General features: G+C 62.9%; 19 protein-coding genes. 13 read left to right on the top strand and 6 right to left on the bottom strand.

Going from position 1 to position 18,779, the window contains the following annotated elements; all coding sequences use genetic code 11:
- Nucleotides 1–111: 111 nt before the first annotated feature.
- From WMW70_RS21880 to WMW70_RS21840, 9 genes are all read left to right on the top strand, one after another.
- The gene (locus WMW70_RS21880) at nucleotides 112–957 is read left to right on the top strand and encodes a glycosyltransferase (protein WP_341439571.1); all 846 of its coding nucleotides are present in this window, start codon (nucleotides 112–114) and stop codon (nucleotides 955–957) included.
- A 234-nt stretch (nucleotides 958–1,191) separates the two neighbouring features.
- Nucleotides 1,192–2,667 carry a flavin-containing monooxygenase gene (locus WMW70_RS21875; RefSeq protein WP_341439570.1) on the top strand — a complete coding sequence of 492 codons (1,476 nt, stop codon included), beginning with the start codon at nucleotides 1,192–1,194 and terminating at the stop codon, nucleotides 2,665–2,667.
- On the top strand, nucleotides 2,651–3,604 hold the full coding sequence (locus WMW70_RS21870; RefSeq protein ID WP_341439569.1) for an alpha/beta hydrolase: 954 nt from the start codon (nucleotides 2,651–2,653) through the stop codon (nucleotides 3,602–3,604). Before WMW70_RS21875 ends, WMW70_RS21870 begins: the two co-directional genes overlap by 17 nt.
- The gene (locus WMW70_RS21865) at nucleotides 3,605–4,366 is read left to right on the top strand and encodes an SDR family oxidoreductase (protein ID WP_341439568.1); all 762 of its coding nucleotides are present in this window, start codon (nucleotides 3,605–3,607) and stop codon (nucleotides 4,364–4,366) included.
- A gap of 249 nt (nucleotides 4,367–4,615) precedes the next feature.
- On the top strand, nucleotides 4,616–4,957 hold the full coding sequence (locus tag WMW70_RS21860) for a ribonuclease E inhibitor RraB (RefSeq protein WP_341439567.1): 342 nt from the start codon (nucleotides 4,616–4,618) through the stop codon (nucleotides 4,955–4,957).
- Nucleotides 4,958–5,080: 123 nt separating this feature from the next.
- Nucleotides 5,081–5,788, top strand: a complete 708-nt coding sequence (locus tag WMW70_RS21855; protein WP_341439566.1) for a type 1 glutamine amidotransferase — start codon at nucleotides 5,081–5,083, stop codon at nucleotides 5,786–5,788.
- 352 nt (nucleotides 5,789–6,140) lie between these two features.
- Nucleotides 6,141–7,550 (top strand): circularly permuted type 2 ATP-grasp protein, encoded by a 1,410-nt coding sequence (locus WMW70_RS21850; protein ID WP_341439565.1) that lies wholly within the window; start codon nucleotides 6,141–6,143, stop codon nucleotides 7,548–7,550.
- Nucleotides 7,551–7,552: 2 nt separating this feature from the next.
- Entirely contained in the window at nucleotides 7,553–8,503 is a 951-nt protein-coding gene (locus WMW70_RS21845; RefSeq protein WP_341439564.1) for an alpha-E domain-containing protein, read from the top strand.
- On the top strand, nucleotides 8,500–9,297 hold the full coding sequence (locus tag WMW70_RS21840; protein WP_341439563.1) for a transglutaminase family protein: 798 nt from the start codon (nucleotides 8,500–8,502) through the stop codon (nucleotides 9,295–9,297). Before WMW70_RS21845 ends, WMW70_RS21840 begins: the two co-directional genes overlap by 4 nt.
- A 171-nt stretch (nucleotides 9,298–9,468) precedes the next feature.
- Here the strand turns inward: WMW70_RS21840 and WMW70_RS21835 are convergent, their stop codons facing one another.
- Both WMW70_RS21835 and WMW70_RS21830 read right to left on the bottom strand, forming a co-directional pair.
- Complete coding sequence (locus tag WMW70_RS21835; protein WP_341439562.1) at nucleotides 9,469–10,278, bottom strand: cytochrome c; 810 nt, start codon at nucleotides 10,276–10,278, stop codon at nucleotides 9,469–9,471.
- A complete protein-coding gene (locus tag WMW70_RS21830) occupies nucleotides 10,275–10,622 on the bottom strand; it encodes a rhodanese-like domain-containing protein (RefSeq protein WP_341439561.1) in 348 nt (115 codons plus the stop codon). Before WMW70_RS21830 ends, WMW70_RS21835 begins: the two co-directional genes overlap by 4 nt.
- Nucleotides 10,623–11,312: 690 nt before the next feature.
- Here WMW70_RS21830 and WMW70_RS21825 point away from each other — a divergent pair.
- The 3 genes from WMW70_RS21825 to WMW70_RS21815 all read left to right on the top strand — a co-directional run bounded on the left by WMW70_RS21825 (nucleotide 11,313) and on the right by WMW70_RS21815 (nucleotide 15,495).
- Nucleotides 11,313–12,518, top strand: coding sequence for an acetyl-CoA C-acetyltransferase (locus tag WMW70_RS21825; RefSeq protein ID WP_341439560.1), 1,206 nt, complete (start codon nucleotides 11,313–11,315; stop codon nucleotides 12,516–12,518).
- 163 nt (nucleotides 12,519–12,681) lie between these two features.
- Nucleotides 12,682–14,826 carry a 3-hydroxyacyl-CoA dehydrogenase NAD-binding domain-containing protein gene (locus tag WMW70_RS21820; RefSeq protein ID WP_341439559.1) on the top strand — a complete coding sequence of 715 codons (2,145 nt, stop codon included), beginning with the start codon at nucleotides 12,682–12,684 and terminating at the stop codon, nucleotides 14,824–14,826.
- 195 nt (nucleotides 14,827–15,021) lie between these two features.
- Nucleotides 15,022–15,495, top strand: coding sequence for a hypothetical protein (locus WMW70_RS21815; protein WP_341439558.1), 474 nt, complete (start codon nucleotides 15,022–15,024; stop codon nucleotides 15,493–15,495).
- 33 nt (nucleotides 15,496–15,528) lie between these two features.
- On the opposite strand, the gene ptrC is transcribed toward WMW70_RS21815, so the two are convergent.
- Together ptrC and WMW70_RS21805 are read right to left on the bottom strand one after the other, a co-directional pair.
- Complete coding sequence (ptrC, locus tag WMW70_RS21810; protein ID WP_341439557.1) at nucleotides 15,529–15,723, bottom strand: type III secretion system co-regulatory protein PtrC; 195 nt, start codon at nucleotides 15,721–15,723, stop codon at nucleotides 15,529–15,531.
- Between the two features lie 26 nt (nucleotides 15,724–15,749).
- Nucleotides 15,750–15,884 (bottom strand): hypothetical protein, encoded by a 135-nt coding sequence (locus WMW70_RS21805; protein WP_341439556.1) that lies wholly within the window; start codon nucleotides 15,882–15,884, stop codon nucleotides 15,750–15,752.
- A 220-nt stretch (nucleotides 15,885–16,104) separates the two neighbouring features.
- Here WMW70_RS21805 and WMW70_RS21800 point away from each other — a divergent pair, with 220 nt between their 5' ends.
- Complete coding sequence (locus WMW70_RS21800) at nucleotides 16,105–16,833, top strand: amidotransferase (RefSeq protein WP_341439554.1); 729 nt, start codon at nucleotides 16,105–16,107, stop codon at nucleotides 16,831–16,833.
- 105 nt (nucleotides 16,834–16,938) lie between these two features.
- On the opposite strand, the gene WMW70_RS21795 is transcribed toward WMW70_RS21800, so the two are convergent.
- Together WMW70_RS21795 and WMW70_RS21790 are read right to left on the bottom strand one after the other, a co-directional pair.
- Entirely contained in the window at nucleotides 16,939–17,910 is a 972-nt protein-coding gene (locus WMW70_RS21795) for a magnesium and cobalt transport protein CorA (RefSeq protein WP_341439553.1), read from the bottom strand.
- Nucleotides 17,911–18,044: 134 nt separating this feature from the next.
- Entirely contained in the window at nucleotides 18,045–18,770 is a 726-nt protein-coding gene (locus WMW70_RS21790; protein ID WP_341439552.1) for a lysophospholipid acyltransferase family protein, read from the bottom strand.
- Between the last annotated feature and the right edge of the window lie 9 nt (nucleotides 18,771–18,779).

Here is an 18,779-nt window from a genome sequence, read left to right as displayed (position 1 = left end):
GATCTGCCAGCGGCAAAGCATTAGCGTACGCCGAAATTTGCGTTCGGCTCCCCAGGGCTGGCGTGCATCAGGTTTTAGCGGAGCCAGGCAGTGGCAGAGGAGCCCCAGGGTATGCAGGAAGTAATCAAGGTATTCGTTGGCTGCGACCCCAACGACTGTGATCTGGAGCAGATGATGGTGCTGGACTACAGCATCCGCAAACACTGCTCTCTGCCGGTCGAGATCCACTGGATGCAGCTTTCCCGCGACCCGCAGAGCTTCTGGTATTCCAATCCGGCGCAGCAGCAGGGCTGGCGCACCGAAGCCTGGGCCACGCCGTTTTCGGGTTTTCGCTGGGGCATTCCGGCCTACTGTGGTTATCAGGGCAAGGCCATCTATATGGACACGGACGTGATTGTCCTGTGCGACCTGGCCGAGCTTTGGCAACTGCCCTTCGAGCCCGGCAAGGTGGTCATGGCCAAGGGTGGTCAGGAGTCCTGGCGGTTCTGCGTGTCGATGTGGGACTGCGCCGCGGCTGAAAAACACCTGCCGGCGATCGAGGAGATCAAGAGCCGGCCGGAGGTCCATCAGCAACTCAAGAAATACTACAAGGTCAATACCGGGGTGATTCAGCCGTTCGACACCGAGTACAACAATATTGACGGTGAGAACAGTCCGATCGAGCAGATCAAGATCCTCCACTACTCGGACATGGGCACCCAGTTCTCCCACTCTCTTTCGGTGCCGCGTCTGGCCGGGGAAGGGCGCAAGCACTGGTTCGATGGCCAGGTTATGGCGCATCCGCGCAAGGACCTGCAGAGCCTCTTCGACCTCTATTACCAGGAGGCGCTGGACAACGGCTACAGCCTGGATAACTACCGCTTGCCCGAAGTGTTTGGCGAGTTTCCCAAGTTTTCCCAGAAGGCCTACACCGGCAACCGCGTGACGCGGCCCAAGCGCTGGTGGAAGTTCTGGTAGCTATTACGGCGTGGTAATGAGCGGCGCACTGCGCCATTTCTGACCCGCGCCCTGTGCGCTTCCTCGGGGTATTCCACATCCCGGGTTTTGGCTGTACTTGGCATGGCTTCGGCCTGCCGCCATCATGTGTTCTGTCCGAAAGTCACAATCTGTTGTCCGACTATGCCATAACCCTTGTCTACCCAGGCAAGTAGCATCCTGTGCTGTCAAACAGATGCGATTGGGGAGATAACAATGCATAACAGTTCCCGCCCGACAGCACCCTTGCGCGTGTTGATCATCGGCAGCGGTTTTGCCGGCCTGGGCATGGCCATTCGCTTGCAGCAGGCTGGTATCGAGGATTTTCTGATCCTGGAGAAGGCGGCCGATATCGGTGGCACCTGGCGCGACAATAGTTACCCGGGGGCGGCCTGCGATGTGCCTTCGCACCTCTATTCGTTTTCCTTCGAGCCCAAAACCGACTGGAGCCGCAAGTTTGCCCCCCAGACGGAAATTCACGCCTATATGCAGCACTGCGTGGCCAAATACCGTCTGCGCCCGCGTATCCGCTGCAATGCCGAGGTGTTGTCGGCGAGCTTCGATCAGGCCGCCGCACTCTGGCGGGTGACCCTGGGCAACGGCGAGGAGCTGAGCGCCGCGCTGCTGATCAGCGCATGTGGGCAACTCAATCGCCCGGCCTACCCAAACCTGCCTGGTATCGAGCAGTTTAAGGGGGAGGCTTTCCACTCGGCGCGCTGGCGGCATGATCTGGATCTGAAGGGCAAGCGTGTGGCGGTGATCGGCACCGGTGCCTCGGCGATTCAGTTTGTGCCGCAGATCCAGCCCCGGGTGGCCGAGCTGAAGCTGTTCCAGCGCTCGGCTGCCTACGTGCTGAGCAAGCCGGATCGGGCCTATCGCGCCTGGGAGCTGGCGCTGATGCGTCGCCTGCCCTGGCTGCAGCGCATCGACCGTATGCTCAAGTACATCCAGCACGAAGCCCGCGGGCTGGCCTTTATCAGCATGCCCTGGCTGATGAAGCCGATGCGTTTGAGCTTCGAGCGTCATCTGCGCCGGCACATCCGCGACCCACAGCTGCGTGCGCAGCTGCAGCCGGATTACCCCATGGGCTGCAAGCGCATCCTGATCAGCAACGACTATTTACCGGCGCTGACCCAGGCCAATGTGCAGGTGGTCAGCGAGGCGATCAGCCAGGTCCGCGAGCACTCGCTGGTAACCACCGACGGCCAGGAGCACCCCTGTGATGTGCTGATCTACGGCACCGGCTTTGCCGCCACGGAGTTTCTCGCCCCCATGCAGATTCGCGGGCTCGGCGGGCTGGAGCTGAACCAGGCCTGGCGCGATGGCGCAGAGGCCTACAAGGGCATCAGCGTCAGCGGCTTTCCCAATCTGTTTATCCTCTACGGGCCCAATACCAACCTGGGGCATAACTCGATCATTTATATGCTCGAGAGCCAGTTCCGCTATGTGCTGGGCTGCATCGATCTGCTGCGTGATCAGGGCCTACGCTATGTGGATGTCAAAGCTTCGGTGCAGCAGGACTATAACCAGCGGATTCAGGCCCATTCACATCGAACGATATGGGAGCAGGGCTGTACCAGCTGGTACAAGACCGCCACCGGTAAAAGTACCAATAACTGGCCGGGCTATACCTTTGCTTATCGCCACCTGACCCGCGCGCCGGAGTTGATCGACTATGAATGCACCCGCTGAATTCACCCCGCCCGCCGTCGAACAGGCGCTGCTGCGCACGCTGCTGCGCGGCGGTCTGCGCCTGCTGTTTCGCGGCCTGGTGCGCCCGCCCATGCCGATTGCCGGGCAGCGCGCGGTGCTGCGCCTGCTGACGGCGGTCAGTCCGGCTCCCCGTGGCATCACGCGCAGCACCGGCACCCTGGCCGGGCGGCCCTGCGAATGGCACAGGCCGCAAAGCGGACAATGGCACGGGCCGCAGAGCGGCCGCGGCACTGTGCTGCTGTATCTGCATGGCGGTGCCTACCTGATCGGCGGGCCGAACACCCACCGGGCGATCTGCTCCACCCTGGCCAAACGCGGGCAGATGGATGTGTGCGCCCTGGATTACCGCCTGGCCCCGGAGCACCAGTACCCGGCCGCCCGTGAGGACGCCGTAGCAGCGTTCCAGGCGCTGATCGAACTTGGCTACAAGCCCGAGCAGATCGTGATCGGTGGCGATTCGGCCGGCGGCAACCTGAGCCTGATCACCAGCCTGCACCTGCGCGACCTGGGCCAGGCGCAACCGGCGGCGCTGGTGTGTTTCTCGCCGGTCACCGACTTTACCGGCACGCAGCTGCACGAACCGCCGGCGGGGGATCCGCTGATTCACCGCAAATGGGTGGAACAGGCCCTGGCGCTGTATTGTCCGGCCGGGCTGGCCCATGACGACCCCGGCCTGTCACCGCAGTTTGCCGATCTGCACGGCCTGGCCCCGCTGCTGATCCAGGTGGGCGAAGACGAAATTCTGCGTAACGACAGCCTGCGTTTTGCCGACAGGGCCAAGGCCGCGGGTGTGGATGTGCGTCTGCAGCGTTATCCCGATCTGTGGCACGTGTTCCAGGCCCACGCCGGCATGCTCAAGGCGGCGGATTTTGCCCTGGCCGAAGTGGTGAGCTTTCTGCGCCAGCGAGGCTGCTGAATGAACACTATCCTGATTACCGGCGCGGCCTCGGGTATCGGCGCGGCGACTGCGCGCCTGTTCCACCGCCAGGGCTGGCAGGTGGGCCTGCTGGATATCGATCATCAGGCCCTGGCGACACTGGCGGCCGAGCTGGGCAATGTCTGGCATGCCGAGCTGGATGTGGCCGACCCGGCAGCCGTCAAGGTTGCCCTGGCGGATTTCTGCGCCCTGCATGGCGGCAAGCTGCGCTTGCTGTTCAACTGCGCCGGAATTCTGCGCTGCGGCCATTTCGAGGAGATTGAGGCGGCCGAGCATGCGCGCATTCTGCAGATCAACGTGCTGGGGCTACTGCAGATGACCCACGCCGCCTTCCCCTACCTGCGCGTCACACCAGGGGCCCAGGTGATCAATATGGGCTCGGCTTCAGGCGTCTATGGCGTACCGCATCTGGCCAGCTATTCGGCCTCGAAGTTCGCCGTGCGTGGGCTGACCGAGGCGCTGGATCTGGAATGGGCGCGCCACGGCATCCGGGTCGGCGACCTGATGCCGCCCTTTGTCAGCACGCCCATGCTCAATAACCAGCAGTTCCAGGCCCCGGTGCTGCAGCGCCTGGGGGTCAAGCTGCAGGCCGAGGACATTGCCGAGGCGGCCTGGCAGCAGGCCCACAGCAGTGCGGTGCACCGCCCGGTCAGCCTGCAGTTCAAACTGATGTACTGGGCGGGGCAGCTGACCCCGGCCTGGATCAGTCGCTTGATCATGCGCGGGCTTAGCCGCGACTGACGCTGGCTGGCCCCGCAAGTTTTGCTGGGCAAAGTGCTCTGGATAGGGCTAGTCTGCAAGTGACGCTTCCGGTCTGTTCGCCCTGAACAGCCCGGCGTCGACCAGCCCTGGCTTCAGGACTGGCTTATGACACATCAAGCAGCTCCTTGCTTGAATCTCGGGCGGCTCAGCGACTTGTGCCGCGACACCGCCGGTTTCTGGCGGTTGCAATGGGAAAGTAGTTAATCCATCGCCTGAGGAGGTCACTTCATGAGCACAGCCTTGCACGATGATGTCAGTAACGGGGTTTTACGGCGGATGAAGGAGGGTGGCTTCGACTTTGCCAGCTTCCATCCCATCGAGTTCTACGCCATTTTCCCTGACGAGGAGCGGGCCCGCATGGCGACCCGCAAATTTCGTGGTGAATCTTTACACGCCCTGGTGACCGAGCGTGATGACGGTGTATGGCACCTGCAAGTCAGTAAGGTAATGTTTGCCACCTACCACGGCATTGGTGACTTCGAGCATGATCTGGAGTCCGTGGTTGCACCGCTTGGCGGCAAGCTGGACGGTTGGGGCGTTACCCAGGAGATAAAGAACCTGCAGCCTTGAACCCATCGGCCAGCTTAGCTGGCCGATGTTTTATCTGCTGTCCCTCGACCTCCATCCCGCCTTCCTGCAGACTGCCCGGCCCATGCGCAATCCGATAGCGCTGAGACCGACAGGCCTGTAGCCATGAGCGATGTTCTGATTTTTACCCATATCGATTACTGCCCGCCGGGTCATCTGGGCCAGGTACTGGAGCAGGCTGGCTGCTCGTTCAGGGTGCTGCGCGCCGATCTGGGCGAGTTGGACGGCATCGATCTGGAGCGGCCCAGGGCCGTGGCCATCATGGGCGGGCCGATGAGCGTCAACGATCCGTTGCCCTGGCTGCAGACTGAAGTGGCGGCGCTGCAGCAGTTGATCCGTCGCGAGATCCCGCTGATCGGCCACTGCCTGGGCGGCCAGCTGCTGGCCAAGGCCCTGGGCGCGGAAATCACCCGTATGCCCTATACCGAGAGCGGCTGGCAGAGCCTCAGCCGCCAGCCAGGGGGTGCCGACAGCCCCTGGCTGGCCCATCTGCCCGCCGAGTTCCCGATGTTCCAATGGCATGGCGACAGCTTCGCCATTCCCGAGGGCGCGCAGCCCTTGCTCAGCAGCCTCTGGTGCAGCAATCAGGCCTTTGCCTGGGGCGACAAGGTACTGGCCCTGCAGGGTCACCCGGAAATGACCGAGGCCCTGGTGCGCGAATGGCTCGACGACTGGCACCACCTGCTGGATGACAGCCAGGCCAGCCAGCAGAGCAGGGCGCAGATGCTGGCAGACCTGCCCGCCAAGGTCGCTGAACTGAACCGCGTGGCCGAAGGTTTCTATCGGCACTGGCTGCGGCTGTCCGGGCTTTGACATACGGGGGAAGGTGGATGGCGTTTTACCCATCCACCATCGTTTGCCCTCGTAGTGGATAAAAGCAGCGCCATCCACCCTGGCTGATTTTGATAGCGCCGCCGTGTGAGTGGGTAGGCTGCGCCTTACGCCCCCAAGGACCGGCACCTGCACCGGTGCGCATGACGCACCCTGCGCGATCCCCAGGTACACGCCTTAAAAAGGCGCGTGCGCGACTGCCTGGTCACTGTCTTGCACATCTTTGGTGCGCCAATCTCGGAGTGGATATTCAAGTCATTGATATTTAAGGCTTGTTGCCTCTGGCGCGGCCCTTGCAAAGCTGACTCCATGTCCGGGTGACAAGGAGTACGGCATGGCCCGCACCTTTTATGACGAAATGTACGACGCGAGCGGCGCAGTCCGTCCGCACTATCAAACCTTTGCTCGCTGGTTGGCGGACACGCCGGATGAGCTGCTGGCCCAGCGTCGCCGCGAGGCGGATCTGCTGTTTCACCGCGCCGGTATCACCTTCACCCTGTATGGCGACGACCAGGGCACCGAGCGGCTGATCCCCTTCGACATCATCCCGCGCAGCATCCCCGCCAGCGAATGGCGTATGGTCGAGCGCGGCTGCATCCAGCGGGTGCAGGCGCTGAACATGTTCCTCGCCGACCTGTACCACGACCAGCACATCATCAAGGCCGGGATCATCCCCGCCGAGCAGGTGCTGGCCAACGAGGGGTATCAGATCGCCATGCAGGGCCTCAATCTGCACCGCGATCTCTACGCCCACATCTCCGGGGTCGACCTGGTGCGCGATGGCGACGGCAGCTACTACGTGCTGGAAGACAACCTGCGCACCCCCAGCGGCGTCAGCTATATGCTCGAAGACCGCAAGATGATGATGCGCCTGTTCCCCGAGCTGTTCGCCGCCCAGCGCGTGGCTCCCATCGATCACTACCCGAATCTGCTGCTCGATACGCTCAAGTCCTCCAGCCCGCTGGACAACCCCAATGTGGTGGTGCTGACCCCGGGGCGTTTCAATAGCGCCTACTTCGAACACGCCTTCCTCGCCCGGGAAATGGGTGTGGAACTGGTCGAGGGCGCGGACCTGTTCGTGCGCGACGACAAGCTGTTTATGCGCACCACCGCCGGGGCCAAGCAGGTGGACGTGATCTATCGCCGCCTCGACGATGCCTTCCTCGACCCCCTGGCCTTCAACCCGGACTCCATGCTCGGCGTGCCCGGCCTGCTGGCCTGCTACCGCAGCGGCAACGTGGTGCTGGCCAACGCCATTGGCACCGGGGTGGCGGACGACAAGTCGATCTACCCCTATGTCGACGAGATGATCCGCTTCTACCTGACCGAGGAGCCAATCCTCAAGAACGTGCCGACCTGGCAGTGTCGCAAACCCGCCGACCTGTCCCATGTGCTGGCCAACCTGGGCGACCTGGTGGTCAAGGAAACCCAGGGCTCCGGCGGCTACGGCATGCTGGTCGGGCCGGCGGCGAGCAGGGCCGAGATCGAGAATTTCCGCGAGCGCCTCAAGGCCAACCCCGCGGCCTATATCGCCCAGCCGACCCTGTGTCTGTCGACCTGCCCGACCTTTGTCGACAACGGCATCGCGCCACGCCATATCGACCTGCGCCCCTTCGTCCTTTCCGGCAAGGAAACCCGCATCGTCCCCGGTGGCCTGACCCGTGTGGCGCTGCGCGAAGGCTCGCTGGTGGTCAACTCGTCGCAGGGCGGCGGAACCAAGGACACCTGGGTGGTGGAGGACTGAGCATGCTGAGTAGAACTGCTTCCGATCTGTACTGGATGTCGCGTTATCTGGAGCGTGCCGAGAACCTCGCGCGCATGCTCGAAGTCAGCTATTCGCTGTCGCTGATGCCCCAGGACGGCCGTGGCGATGGCCTGGAAGAACTGGCCCTGCCGCTGCTGATCACCGGCACCCTGGACGACTACCTGGCGTTGCACGGGCCGCTGCATGCCGAGCGCATGCTGCACTTTTTCGCCCTCGACCCGCAAAACCCGGCGAGCATCTACTGCTGCCTGCAGGCCGCGCGCAGCAACGCCCACGCCGTGCGTGGGCGGATCACCGCCGATATGTGGGAGAACATCAACGCCACCTGGCTGGAGATGCGCGGCATCTCCGAGCAGGGCTTCGGCCGCTACGGCATCAGCAGCTTCTGCGAGTGGGTCAAGGAGCGTTCGCACCTGTTCCGCGGGGCCACCTTCGGCACCATCATGCGCGGCGACCCCTATCGCTTTATCCGCCTGGGCACCTTTATCGAGCGCGCCGACAACACCCTGCGTCTGCTTGACGCGCGCTACGAGATGCTCGGCGAGGACATCGACGAAATCGACGGCCGCCCGGCGCGCAGCTACTACCAGTGGACCGCGCTGCTGCGCGCGCTGTCTTCCTTCGAGGCCTTCGCCGAGATCTACCGCGGCTCGCCGGGCACGCGCAAGGTCTCCGAACTACTCTTGTTGCGTGCCGATGTGCCGCGCTCACTGCGCGCCTGCATGGACGAGCTCAGCCTGATGCTCGCCAGTCTGCCCGGCGACAACGGCCGCCCGGCCCAGCGCCTGGCCGCCGAACTGGAAGCGCGGCTGCGCTACACCAGCATCAACGAAGTACTCGACGAAGGCCTGCATGCCTGGCTCACCGATTTCATCCTGCTGGTACGCCAGCTGGGTCAAGCCATTCAAACGTCCTATCTGGAGGTCGCATGAGACTGTCAATCAGCCACGACACCGTCTACCGCTACGAAGACCAGGTGCGCAACAGTATTCAGTATCTGCGCCTGACGCCTCACGACAGTGAGCGCCAGCAGGTACTCAGCTGGGAGCTGACCCTGCCGCGGCCGGTGCGCGCGCAGCTCGACCCCTACGGCAATATTCTCCACGTGCTCACCCTGGACGAACCCCACGAGTCCATCGTCATCGGTGCCCGCGGCCAGGTGGATATCGACGAATCGCGCGAAGCCGAGCATGAAAGCCAGTCGCCGCTGCCGTTTCTGCGCTTTACCCGCCTGACCAGTGCCGACGAGGCCTTGCGCGAATTTGCCCTGCGTCAGAGCAACAACCGCCAGGACCGCAGCAGCCTGATCGACCTGATGCATGCCCTCAATGCCCATATCAGCTATCAGCCCGGCACCACTGCGGTGGAAACCAGCGCGGCGGAAGCCTTCGCCAGCGGCAAGGGCGTGTGCCAGGATCACACCCACGCCTTCCTTGCCTGCGCCCGCAGCCTCGGCATCCCGGCGCGCTATGTGTCCGGCTACCTGTTTGCCGACAGCGCCGACCACCTGGCCAGCCATGCCTGGGCCGAAGCCTGGCTGGACGGTGCCTGGTACAGCTTCGATGTGACCAACTGCCTGGCCAAACCCGAACGCCACCTGAAACTGGCCGTGGGCCTGGACTACCTCGACGCCTGCCCAGTGCGCGGCATGCGCCGCGGCGGCGGTTGCGAGCAGATGCATGCGCGGGTGGATGTGTCACCGTTGCTGCTGGTGCAGCAGCAGTAGGGCTGCGCTACATCCGTAGGGTGGAAAACCGCGAAGCGTTTTCCACTATGGCGATTTGATCGGTATCGCGTTGTTCAACTGCGCGGCCCGATCTACGCGGCCAGACCTACGCGGCCCGACCCATCCGGCTCACCCGTCTCCGGCTCCCCCGCGGGCTGGCTGCGCCAGCCTTCAAGGCACGACCTTGCGCTCCACCATATGCCCCAGATATTCGATCAACTCCGCCAGCTCCTGCTCATTCAATACCTCAAGGGAAAACCCCGGCATCTTGCCCTGCGGCCAGTGCCGCAGGCTTTGCGGGTCGCGGATATAGCGGCTGAGGAAGTCGCCGCTGAAATATTCCGTCGGGTTATACGGCACATTCAGGTCCGGGCCGAACTGCGAGTCTCCCGCACCGTTGAGGCGGTGGCAGGCCATGCAGTGTTTCTGGTACTGGAGCAAGCCGGCCTGCACCGAGGCGCTGGCTTCGTCGGCCGGTAGCAGCTGCGGGAAGCGCTGCGCCACCGAGCCCAGCTTGCGGATGGCCACCACCTGAAAGGGCCATTGCTCCGGGCCGATCTGGCTGGCAGCGGGGTTTTGCCAGACCAGGTAGAAGGGCCCGGCGCTGGCCTTGCCGACGCCAAGAACGGGCCAGGGCTGGTCCGGGTCTTCGATGGCCAGCCAGGCCTGGCTGCCGCCCGGGGCGAATACCAGGGCGGCGGGCAGTTCGGCGGCAAAACCGTCGCTGGCCACCAGTTGCAGATGTTCATCGGCCTGCACGCCCTTGAGCAGCGCCGCCAGCGGCACGGCGCGGTAGCTCATGGGGCCTTTGTAGCTGACGTCATGGTCGATTTCGATCTGTTGCGCCTGCGGGTGCCTGAGCAGTTCGGCGCTGTTCCAGTGCTGGCTCTCGGCCCCTATATCGAGGAGCAGTTCGGCGGCCTGCAGGGGGCTGCCCAGCAGCAGGGCCAGCAGGCCGATCACTAATGGGCGGCTGTTCACTTGCGCTTCTCCAGGGCCAGTTTCAGTTCGCTATAGCCACCGGCATTGATCAGGTTGCGATAGCCCAGTTCGCGCAAGCTGGCTTCGGCCAGCGCCGAGCGACGGCCGCTACGGCAATAGAGCACGATGGGGGTGTTCAGGTCGGGTGCCAGGCTGGTGATCTGCGCCGCTATCTCCTCATGGCCGATGCGCAGGGCACCGGCGGCGAACTCCTCGGCGGTGCGCACATCGATCAGCAGACCGTCGGGTGATTGCAGCGCGTCGAGCACTGCGGGTTGTTCGGCTTCGCAGGCCGACAGCAGCAGGCCGGCGATCAAGCCAAGGGCGGCAACTAGTGAGCGCATGGTGCTCTCCTGAACCAACAATGGTGTCACCCTAGCACAGGGTCTGGCCGGTCCGCAGGGGCGGGTTCAGGGGTGGGCAGAGGCGCAGCAAAGCCCGCTGCCGAGGCGCTGCAGCGCAGCGAGCCCAGCAGCAGGACGAGGGACTTCAGCTGACCAGGCGGGTCAGGTTGGGGAGGATCAGTATCAGGGTGGTGGCAAATACGATCACGCTGGCCTGACGAATCTTGGCTTGATTGAACATGGCGACTGACCTTGTTGTTATTGGTGTGGCTTTCCCTGCTCGCTGTCACTGCCTGCGGGCCGCGGCGTCACGCCATTGGTGGTTCAAGCCGCCCCGGCAAAACCCGGCGGCGGCACCAGCTCAGGCAGCGGGTAATACCAGTGCCTGAATCAACTGTAGGGGCACCCGGCCCGGGGCTATAGATGTGTTGATTGCTAGAGCTGCCGGGGTTGCTCCCGCAGGTTATGACGAAGGGCCTTCGGGGCATGACGAAGCCTTGAACTAGACAGCATCCGCGGCCATGGCCGGAGCACCTGACCGTTCGTCTGAGCTGAGCGGTCAATAGCCCTGAGCATTTCGGTCATTGAGCCTGCAAAGTCAGGGCGTATGGTGTAACCAGCCCAACAACAACAGGCGCAATCGATCGATATGCGCCGCCAGCCACCCTCCATCGGAGGTCTGAGGACGTCATGACCGAAGCATTTATTTTCGATGCAGTGCGCACGCCCCGCGGCAAAGGCAAGAAGGACGGCGCGCTTTACAGCGTCAAGCCTGTCGACCTGATCGCCGGCCTGCTCAAGGCGCTGCAAGCGCGCAATAACCTGGACACCAGCCAGGTCGACGACATCGTGCTCGGCTGCGTGACGCCGGTGGGGGATCAGGGCGCGGACATCGCCAAGACCGCGGCGATGGTCGCCGATTGGGATGTCAGCGTGTCGGGCGTGCAGCTCAACCGTTTCTGCGCCTCGGGTCTGGAAGCGGTGAACCTCGGCGCGATGAAGGTGCGTTCCGGTTTCGAGGATCTGGTGGTGGTCGGCGGCGTCGAGTCGATGTCGCGCATTCCCATGGGCTCGGACGGTGGTGCCTGGGTGATGGACCCTGCGACCAATATGCACACCCATTTCACCCCGCAGGGTATCGGCGCGGACCTGATCGCCACCCTGGAGGGCTTCAGCCGTAACGACGTCGACAGCTTCGCCCTGCGCTCGCAGCAGAAGGCCGCCCGGGCCAGCACGGACGGCTCGTTCAAAAAATCGCTGATTCCGGTGACGGACCAGAACGGTATCGTGTTGCTCGACCACGACGAATTTATCCGCGGCGAATCCACCCTCGAGGGCTTGGGCAAGCTCAAGCCGAGCTTCGAGATGATGGGCCAGATGGGCTTCGACAGCACCGCGCTGCGGGTCTACAGCCACGTCGAGCAGATCAACCATGTGCACACCCCGGGCAACAGCTCCGGCATCGTCGACGGTTCGGCCCTGATGCTGATCGGCAGCGCTGCCAAGGGCAAGGAGCTGGGCTTGAAACCGCGCGCGCGCATCGTCGCCACCGCCGTGACCAGCACCGACCCGACCATCATGCTTACCGGCCCGGCACCCGCCACGCGCAAGGCGCTGGCCAAGGCCGGGCTGGACATAAACGACATCGACCTGTTCGAGGTCAACGAGGCGTTCGCCTCGGTGGTGATGAAGTTTATGAAGGACATGGGCGTCAGCGAGGACAAGGTCAACGTCAACGGCGGCTCCATCGCCATGGGCCACCCGCTGGGCGCGACCGGCTGCGCGATCCTCGGCACCCTGCTCGACGAGCTGGAGAAGCGCCAGTTGCGCTACGGCCTGGCCACCCTCTGCGTGGGCGGCGGTATGGGTATAGCCACCATCATCGAACGTATTTAAGGAGCTATCACGGGCTACTGCGCTCGGTCATGCTGCGTTGGAAATCCTCCGGAAATGCTCATTTGCACCAGCAAACTCCGCTTTCCGAATGATTTCCGCCTTGCCTGACCTTCGCTCGTGACGCCCCTGAAGCGCTCCCCCGACATCTGGGAAGTGAATAGAAATGACTGACGCCATCCGTTACGAAAAAGACCAGGACAATATCGTCGTTCTGACCATGGACATGCCTGGCCAGAGCGCCAACACCATGAACGCGGTGTACCGCGAGGCTATGGGCAAGATCGTCGAACGCCTGGAAGCCGAGAAGGACTCCATCGCCGGGGTGATTGTCACCTCCGCGAAGAAGACCTTCTTCGCCGGCGGCGACCTGAATGAGCTGATCAAGGTGACCAAGGCCGACGCGCCGGTCTTCTACCAGATGATCCTCAATATCAAGGGCCAGCTGCGCCGCCTGGAGTGTCTGGGCAAGCCGGTAGTTGCTGCGATCAATGGCGCGGCCCTGGGCGGCGGCTGGGAAATTGCCCTGGCCTGCCATCACCGTATCGCCCTGGACAGCTCCAGCGTCCAGCTCGGTCTGCCGGAAGTAACTCTCGGCCTGCTGCCGGGCGGCGGCGGGGTGGTGCGCATGGTGCGCCTGCTCGGTCTGGAAAAGGCTCTGCCGTATTTGGCCGAAGGCAAGAAGGTTCGTCCCGATGCCGCACTCAAGGCCGGCCTGATCCACGAGTTGGCCTCCGACAAGGATGACCTGCTGGCCAAGGCCCGGGCCTGGATCGCCGCCAACCCGGCACCCAAGCAGCCTTGGGATATGGCCGGCTACAAGATCCCCGGCGGTACGCCGTCGAGCCCGAATGTGGCGCAGATGCTGGCCATCGCCCCGAGCGTATTGCGCGACAAGACCAAGGGCTGCTTCCCAGCACCAGAGAAAATCATGTGCGCCGCCGTCGAGGGTGCGCAGGTCGACTTCGACACCGCGCAGATTATCGAGGCGCGCTACTTCACTGAGCTGACCTGCGGCCAGGTGGCGAAGAACATGATCGGCACCTTCTGGTTCCAGCTCAATGAAATCAACGCCGGCGGCTCGCGCCCGCAGGGCTTCGCGCCCTATGTGACCAAGAAGGTCGGCGTACTCGGTGCCGGCATGATGGGCGCGGGCATCGCCTATGTGTCGGCAGCAGCCGGTATCGAGGTGGTGCTCAAGGACATCTCCATCGAAGCCGCCGAGAAGGGCAAGGCCTACTCGGCCAAGCTGCTGGAGAAGAAGGTTGGCCGTGGCCAGATGAGCGCCGACAAGCGCGATGGCATTCTGGCGCGGATCAAGCCCGCCGTCAGCGATGCCGACTTTGCCGGCTGCGACCTGATCATCGAAGCGGTGTTCGAGGATCGCGACCTCAAGGCCAATGTCACTGCGGCGGCCGAGCGTGCGGCGCTGGCTGATGCGGTGATCGCCTCCAACACCTCGACCCTGCCGATCACCGGCCTAGCTGCGGCAGTGCAGAAGCAGGACAAGTTTATCGGTCTGCATTTCTTCAGTCCGGTGGACAAGATGCCGCTGGTGGAAATCATCAAGGGTGAGCAAACCAGCGACGAGACCCTGGCGCGCGGCTTCGACTACGTGATGCAGATCAAGAAGACCCCGATCGTGGTCAACGACAGTCGCGGCTTCTTCACCTCGCGGGTGTTCGGCACCTTCACCAACGAAGGCCTGGCCATGCTCGGTGAAGGCGTGAGCGCGGCGATGATCGAGACCGAAGCGCGCAAGGCCGGCATGCCGGTCGGCCCGCTGGCGATCAGCGACGAAGTGTCGATGAGCCTGATGAACCATATCCGCCAGCAGACCATCAAGGACTTGGCCGCCGAGGGCAAGCAGATCCCCGCGCACCCGGCGTTCGCGGTGATCGACATGATGCTCAATGAGTACAAGCGCCCGGGCAAGGCCGCGGGTGCGGGCTTCTACGATTACCCTGTAGGGGGAAAAAAGCACCTGTGGCCGGAGCTGAAAGCGCGTTTCGAGAAGCCGGACGCGCAGATTGCGCAGATCGACGTGCGTGATCGCATCCTGTTTATCCAGGCCATCGAAACCGTGCGCTGCGTGGAAGAGGGCGTGCTCAAATCGGTGGCCGACGCCAATATCGGCTCGATCATGGGCATCGGTTTTGCCGCCTGGACGGGCGGTGCGCTGCAGTTTATCAACCAGTATGGCGTGCAGGACTTCGTCGCCCGCGCCCAATACCTGGCCGAGCAGTACGGCGAGCGCTTCCTGCCGCCGGCGTTGTTGCTGGAGAAGGCAGCGAAGAACCAGACGTTCTAACCATCCGCTGGGTACTCGATGCCGTTCGCTTTCCCAAGCGAACGGCATTTTTGTTGTTACGCGGACACGGCGCGCTGGTGGTGCTGCCTTGCTCTTCAACCTGACAGTCTTGTGGGCCAATAGCGGTTTTTGCCTATGGCCCATGGCCATTATTGGCCTGCTTGTTTAGGCTGCGTGTTTTTCAGGGAGATGGGCATGTTACGCGCAGCTACTTTGGTGTTGGCGACACTGGCCGGTATGGCGCAGGCGGCCGAGGATCGGGTGTATCTACTGGCGACGGCCAATCTGGGCGGTTCCAACCTGGCCCAGAGCGTGTTTCTCCACGAGCCTGATATCACCACCCTGGCCGATTGCGAGGCGGCGCGGCTGCAGGGCATACGCGAGCGGGACTGGGTGCGGTACCACCACATCTTTATGCGCGATCGCATGCAGGGTTTTACCGTGCAGCGCCAATATCGCTGCGTGGTCAGCGCTCAGCTGATCGATGCCTGGTATGACAAGGACCGCTACGACCACGCCTACCTGATCACGGTCGATGGCGAGGCGCGTTTGCGCCTGCGTAAAACCAGTAGCCTGGCCGCCTGCACGGGGCAGTTGGAGAGCCTGAGCGGCAGCGCGCGGGAGCAGGCGCAATGCGCCAAATCCAATCAGCGGTTGCTGAGTGAATAGTGATCCTAAAAGCGCCTCTGGGACGGCCAGAGGTCAGGACCTGCAAGTGTTCAGCAGTTGGCTGATGGCCTGGCGCTCGCTCAGGCCGGTGGGCATCTTCAGGGTGGTCAACTTGCCATCGACCGACTGGATGGCCAGTTCGGACTCGAAGTGAATGCCATTGCGGTCGACAGTGGCGTAGGTCACGCCATAGACGTTCTGGTGGCTTAGCGCGTGGGCGATGCTCATGGCGTCCTCCTGATTGCGGGGCGCAGTTATCTGGCGGTGTTCTGGTCAGTCTTGAGTTGTGCGGCTTGCACTTTCTCGGCTTGGCGCTGGCTGCTCGCACTCTGGTTGCTGTTAAAGGCCGATGCGGCAAGCAGGCTGGCGATGGCGGAAAAACTGGTCATGGTTATGTCCTCTGGTAAGTGGGGCGCAGTGCCCGATGGCCAGATCATCTGCGCGCGCCGCTATCGACAGAAGTGAATGGTGCTTATGGTGACTATCGAAGCCGCTGATAGGCCCGGGTAATTGGTCGGGTTTAGCCCGCAGCTATTGCCTTGCAGCCTGTCAGCAGGCACGCTTGCGCGCTGGTAAAACAACCCTCCTGCGCCCTAGGTAACCGCCCATATGCCGCTGCAGATCTGCATCCTGGAAACCGATGTTCTTCGCCCTGAATTGGTCGACCAATACGACAGTTATGGCCGTATGTTCGAGCAGTTGTTCGCCCGCCAGCCGATTGCTGCCGAGTTCAAGGTGTACAACGTGATGGAGGGCCATTACCCGCCGGACAGCGAGCATTACGATGCCTATCTGGTGACCGGTAGCAAGGCGGACTCCTTCGGTAGCGACCCCTGGATTCAGACCCTGAAAACCTACCTGCTGGAGCGCTACAACCGTGGCGACAAGCTGCTCGGCGTGTGTTTCGGTCACCAGTTGCTGGCGCTGCTGCTGGGCGGCAAGGCCGAGCGCGCGGTGCAGGGCTGGGGTGTGGGTATTCATCAGTACCGCATGGAGAACAAGCCGACCTGGATGAGCCCCGATCTGGAAGATCTGACCCTGCTGATCAGCCACCAGGACCAGGTCACCCAGCTGCCGGATAACGCCACCCTGCTGGCCAGCAGCGAGTTCTGCCCGATTGCCTCCTACTGCATCGGCGATCAGGTGCTGTGCTTCCAGGGCCATCCCGAGTTCGTGCATGACTACTCGCGCGCGTTGCTCGACCTGCGCCAGCAGCATATAGGCGAGCCGGCGTATTCCAAGGGCGTCGACAGCCTGCAGCACGATCACCAGGGTCACACCGTGGCCGAGTGGATGATGCGCTTTGTCGCCCATGGCCGTGCCGGTCTGGCTGAGTAACACGCGCCTGCACGAAAAAGCCCGGTCACTGGCCGGGCTTTTTTATGGCGTGCCATCCATGGTCGCCACCCTACGGGCCGCCGCTACGCGACGTTAAAAATCGCTCTATAGCCAGCCGGAACGCTTAAAGCTGGCATAGAGCCCGACGCAGCCGGTGGTGATCAAACCGAGCACGCCGAAGTAGCCATACTGCCAGGCAAGCTCTGGCATGTTCTGAAAATTCATCCCGTAGATTCCTGCCACCGCTGTGGGGAAGGCCAGGATCGCCGCCCAGGCTGCGAACTTGCGCTGGGTGATGCTTTGCCGTGAGGACTCCAGCAGCAGGCCGATTTCGATGGCGTGGTCGGCCATCTCGCGCAGGCCAGTGAGGTCTTCCAGCAGGCGGTTGACGTGGATCGCCACGTCGCGGAAGTAGGGGCGCATGTTCTTGTCGATAAACGGGAAGTCGAGGCGTTGCAGCTCCTTGCAGATTTCCGCCAGCGGCCCGATATAGCGGCGTAACCGCAGCAGATCACGGCGTAAACCCTGGATGCGTTCGACATCGGCCTGGCTCAGCGGATTTTTCAGCACATGCTGCTCCACTTCCTCAAGCTCGACGTGGTAGTTGTCCATCAACGGGCGATAGTTCTCGATGACGAAGCTGAGTAGGGCGTAGAGCACGAAATCTTCGCCGTGCTCGAGCAGCAACGGGCGCGCTTCGCAGCGTTGGCGCACCTGGGAGTAGGGCGCGGATTCGCCGTAGCGGGCGCTGATGATATAACCGTTGCCGGCAAACAGCTGGGTTTCGACAAAGGTCAGCTCGTCGTCGACCAGAATGGGCGAGTAGAGCACCAGAAACAGCGCGTCGCCGAAGGTTTCCAGCTTGGGCCGGGTGTGCCGCTGCAGGGCGTCTTCCAGCGCCAGTTCATGCAGGTCGAATTGTCGCTGCAGGTTGGTCAGTTCTTCGCTGGCGGGGTCATGCAGGCCAATCCAGACAAAGTGCCCCGGTTTTTTCGCCCACTGCTTGCCTTCGTCGAGGCTGATATTGCAGACCTTCTGGCCCTTGCTGTAAACGGCGGCGGCAACAACGCGACCCATAGTCTTTCCTTATTGGCGGTGACCTCAGCACGCAGCTTAGCGGCTTGCTCGCCGCCGGTGTGGCTGAGCGACCGTTGCGCAGGCAATAAAAAGCCCAGCACGCGGGCTGGGCTTTGCGGGCGTCGCGGGCTGCCTCAGGCACACTGACCGAGTTGCCGATCCATGGTTTCGATGCACTGCTGCATCTGTGCGTGGCAGCTTTCCATCAGCTGCGGTAAGTCATCCGGGCCCAGGCCGGTGGTGGCGATGGGCGGCAGGGCACGAATCATGATCTCGCCGCTGTTCCAGCGGTTGAGCCGCATATGCTTGACGTAGGTGCTGGCGCACACCGGAATGATCGGCACGCCGGCGGCAATCGCCATCTGGAAGGCCCCTTTCTTGAACGGCAGCAGGCCGTCGCCCAGGTTGCGGGTGCCTTCGGGGAACACCCAGATCGAGGTGTCCTTGTGCTTGAGGGTCTCGGTGGTGGTGAGCATGGCCTGTCTGGCGCGCATGGCATTGCCGCGGTCGAGCAGGACGTTGCCGGCCAGCCAGTAGAGCTGGCCGAAGAAGGGTACCCACTTCAGGCTTTTCTTACCGATGCTGACGGTGCGCCTGGGTACCACGGCACCCAGCACATAGAGGTCGTAGTTGGACTGGTGGTTGGCCACTATCACGCAGGGCTCGCGTTGCTTGAGTAGCGAACCGACCTCGGTTTGCAGGCGCAGACGCAGCAGCCACAGCGCCGGCAGACTGTACAGGCGTGCGCAGAGACGGCTGTTATCCGGGTTGAACGGCCGGCAGATGCCCAGCAGCAGGCCGAGGATTCCGGCGAGGATAAAGTGCACGGCCATCGCCAGCATGCGCAGAAGGAAAAGCATTTGGTACGT

Source organism: Pseudomonas sp. XK-1 (assembly GCF_038069885.1).
Lineage (GTDB): Bacteria > Pseudomonadota > Gammaproteobacteria > Pseudomonadales > Pseudomonadaceae > Aquipseudomonas.
Note: the sequence above shows the minus strand (reverse complement) of the source record. Positions and strands in the feature narration are given on the sequence as shown.

Coding starts and splice junctions, on each gene's coding strand:
- WMW70_RS21880 (WP_341439571.1), top strand. CDS start 112: ATGCAGGAAGTAATCAAGGTATTCGTTGGCTGCGACCCCAACGACTGT.
- WMW70_RS21875 (WP_341439570.1), top strand. CDS start 1,192: ATGCATAACAGTTCCCGCCCGACAGCACCCTTGCGCGTGTTGATCATC.
- WMW70_RS21870 (WP_341439569.1), top strand. CDS start 2,651: ATGAATGCACCCGCTGAATTCACCCCGCCCGCCGTCGAACAGGCGCTG.
- WMW70_RS21865 (WP_341439568.1), top strand. CDS start 3,605: ATGAACACTATCCTGATTACCGGCGCGGCCTCGGGTATCGGCGCGGCG.
- WMW70_RS21860 (WP_341439567.1), top strand. CDS start 4,616: ATGAGCACAGCCTTGCACGATGATGTCAGTAACGGGGTTTTACGGCGG.
- WMW70_RS21855 (WP_341439566.1), top strand. CDS start 5,081: ATGAGCGATGTTCTGATTTTTACCCATATCGATTACTGCCCGCCGGGT.
- WMW70_RS21850 (WP_341439565.1), top strand. CDS start 6,141: ATGGCCCGCACCTTTTATGACGAAATGTACGACGCGAGCGGCGCAGTC.
- WMW70_RS21845 (WP_341439564.1), top strand. CDS start 7,553: ATGCTGAGTAGAACTGCTTCCGATCTGTACTGGATGTCGCGTTATCTG.
- WMW70_RS21840 (WP_341439563.1), top strand. CDS start 8,500: ATGAGACTGTCAATCAGCCACGACACCGTCTACCGCTACGAAGACCAG.
- WMW70_RS21830 (WP_341439561.1), bottom strand. CDS start 10,622: ATGCGCTCACTAGTTGCCGCCCTTGGCTTGATCGCCGGCCTGCTGCTG.
- WMW70_RS21825 (WP_341439560.1), top strand. CDS start 11,313: ATGACCGAAGCATTTATTTTCGATGCAGTGCGCACGCCCCGCGGCAAA.
- WMW70_RS21820 (WP_341439559.1), top strand. CDS start 12,682: ATGACTGACGCCATCCGTTACGAAAAAGACCAGGACAATATCGTCGTT.
- WMW70_RS21815 (WP_341439558.1), top strand. CDS start 15,022: ATGTTACGCGCAGCTACTTTGGTGTTGGCGACACTGGCCGGTATGGCG.
- ptrC (WP_341439557.1), bottom strand. CDS start 15,723: ATGAGCATCGCCCACGCGCTAAGCCACCAGAACGTCTATGGCGTGACC.
- WMW70_RS21805 (WP_341439556.1), bottom strand. CDS start 15,884: ATGACCAGTTTTTCCGCCATCGCCAGCCTGCTTGCCGCATCGGCCTTT.
- WMW70_RS21800 (WP_341439554.1), top strand. CDS start 16,105: ATGCCGCTGCAGATCTGCATCCTGGAAACCGATGTTCTTCGCCCTGAA.
- WMW70_RS21795 (WP_341439553.1), bottom strand. CDS start 17,910: ATGGGTCGCGTTGTTGCCGCCGCCGTTTACAGCAAGGGCCAGAAGGTC.
- WMW70_RS21790 (WP_341439552.1), bottom strand. CDS start 18,770: ATGCTTTTCCTTCTGCGCATGCTGGCGATGGCCGTGCACTTTATCCTC.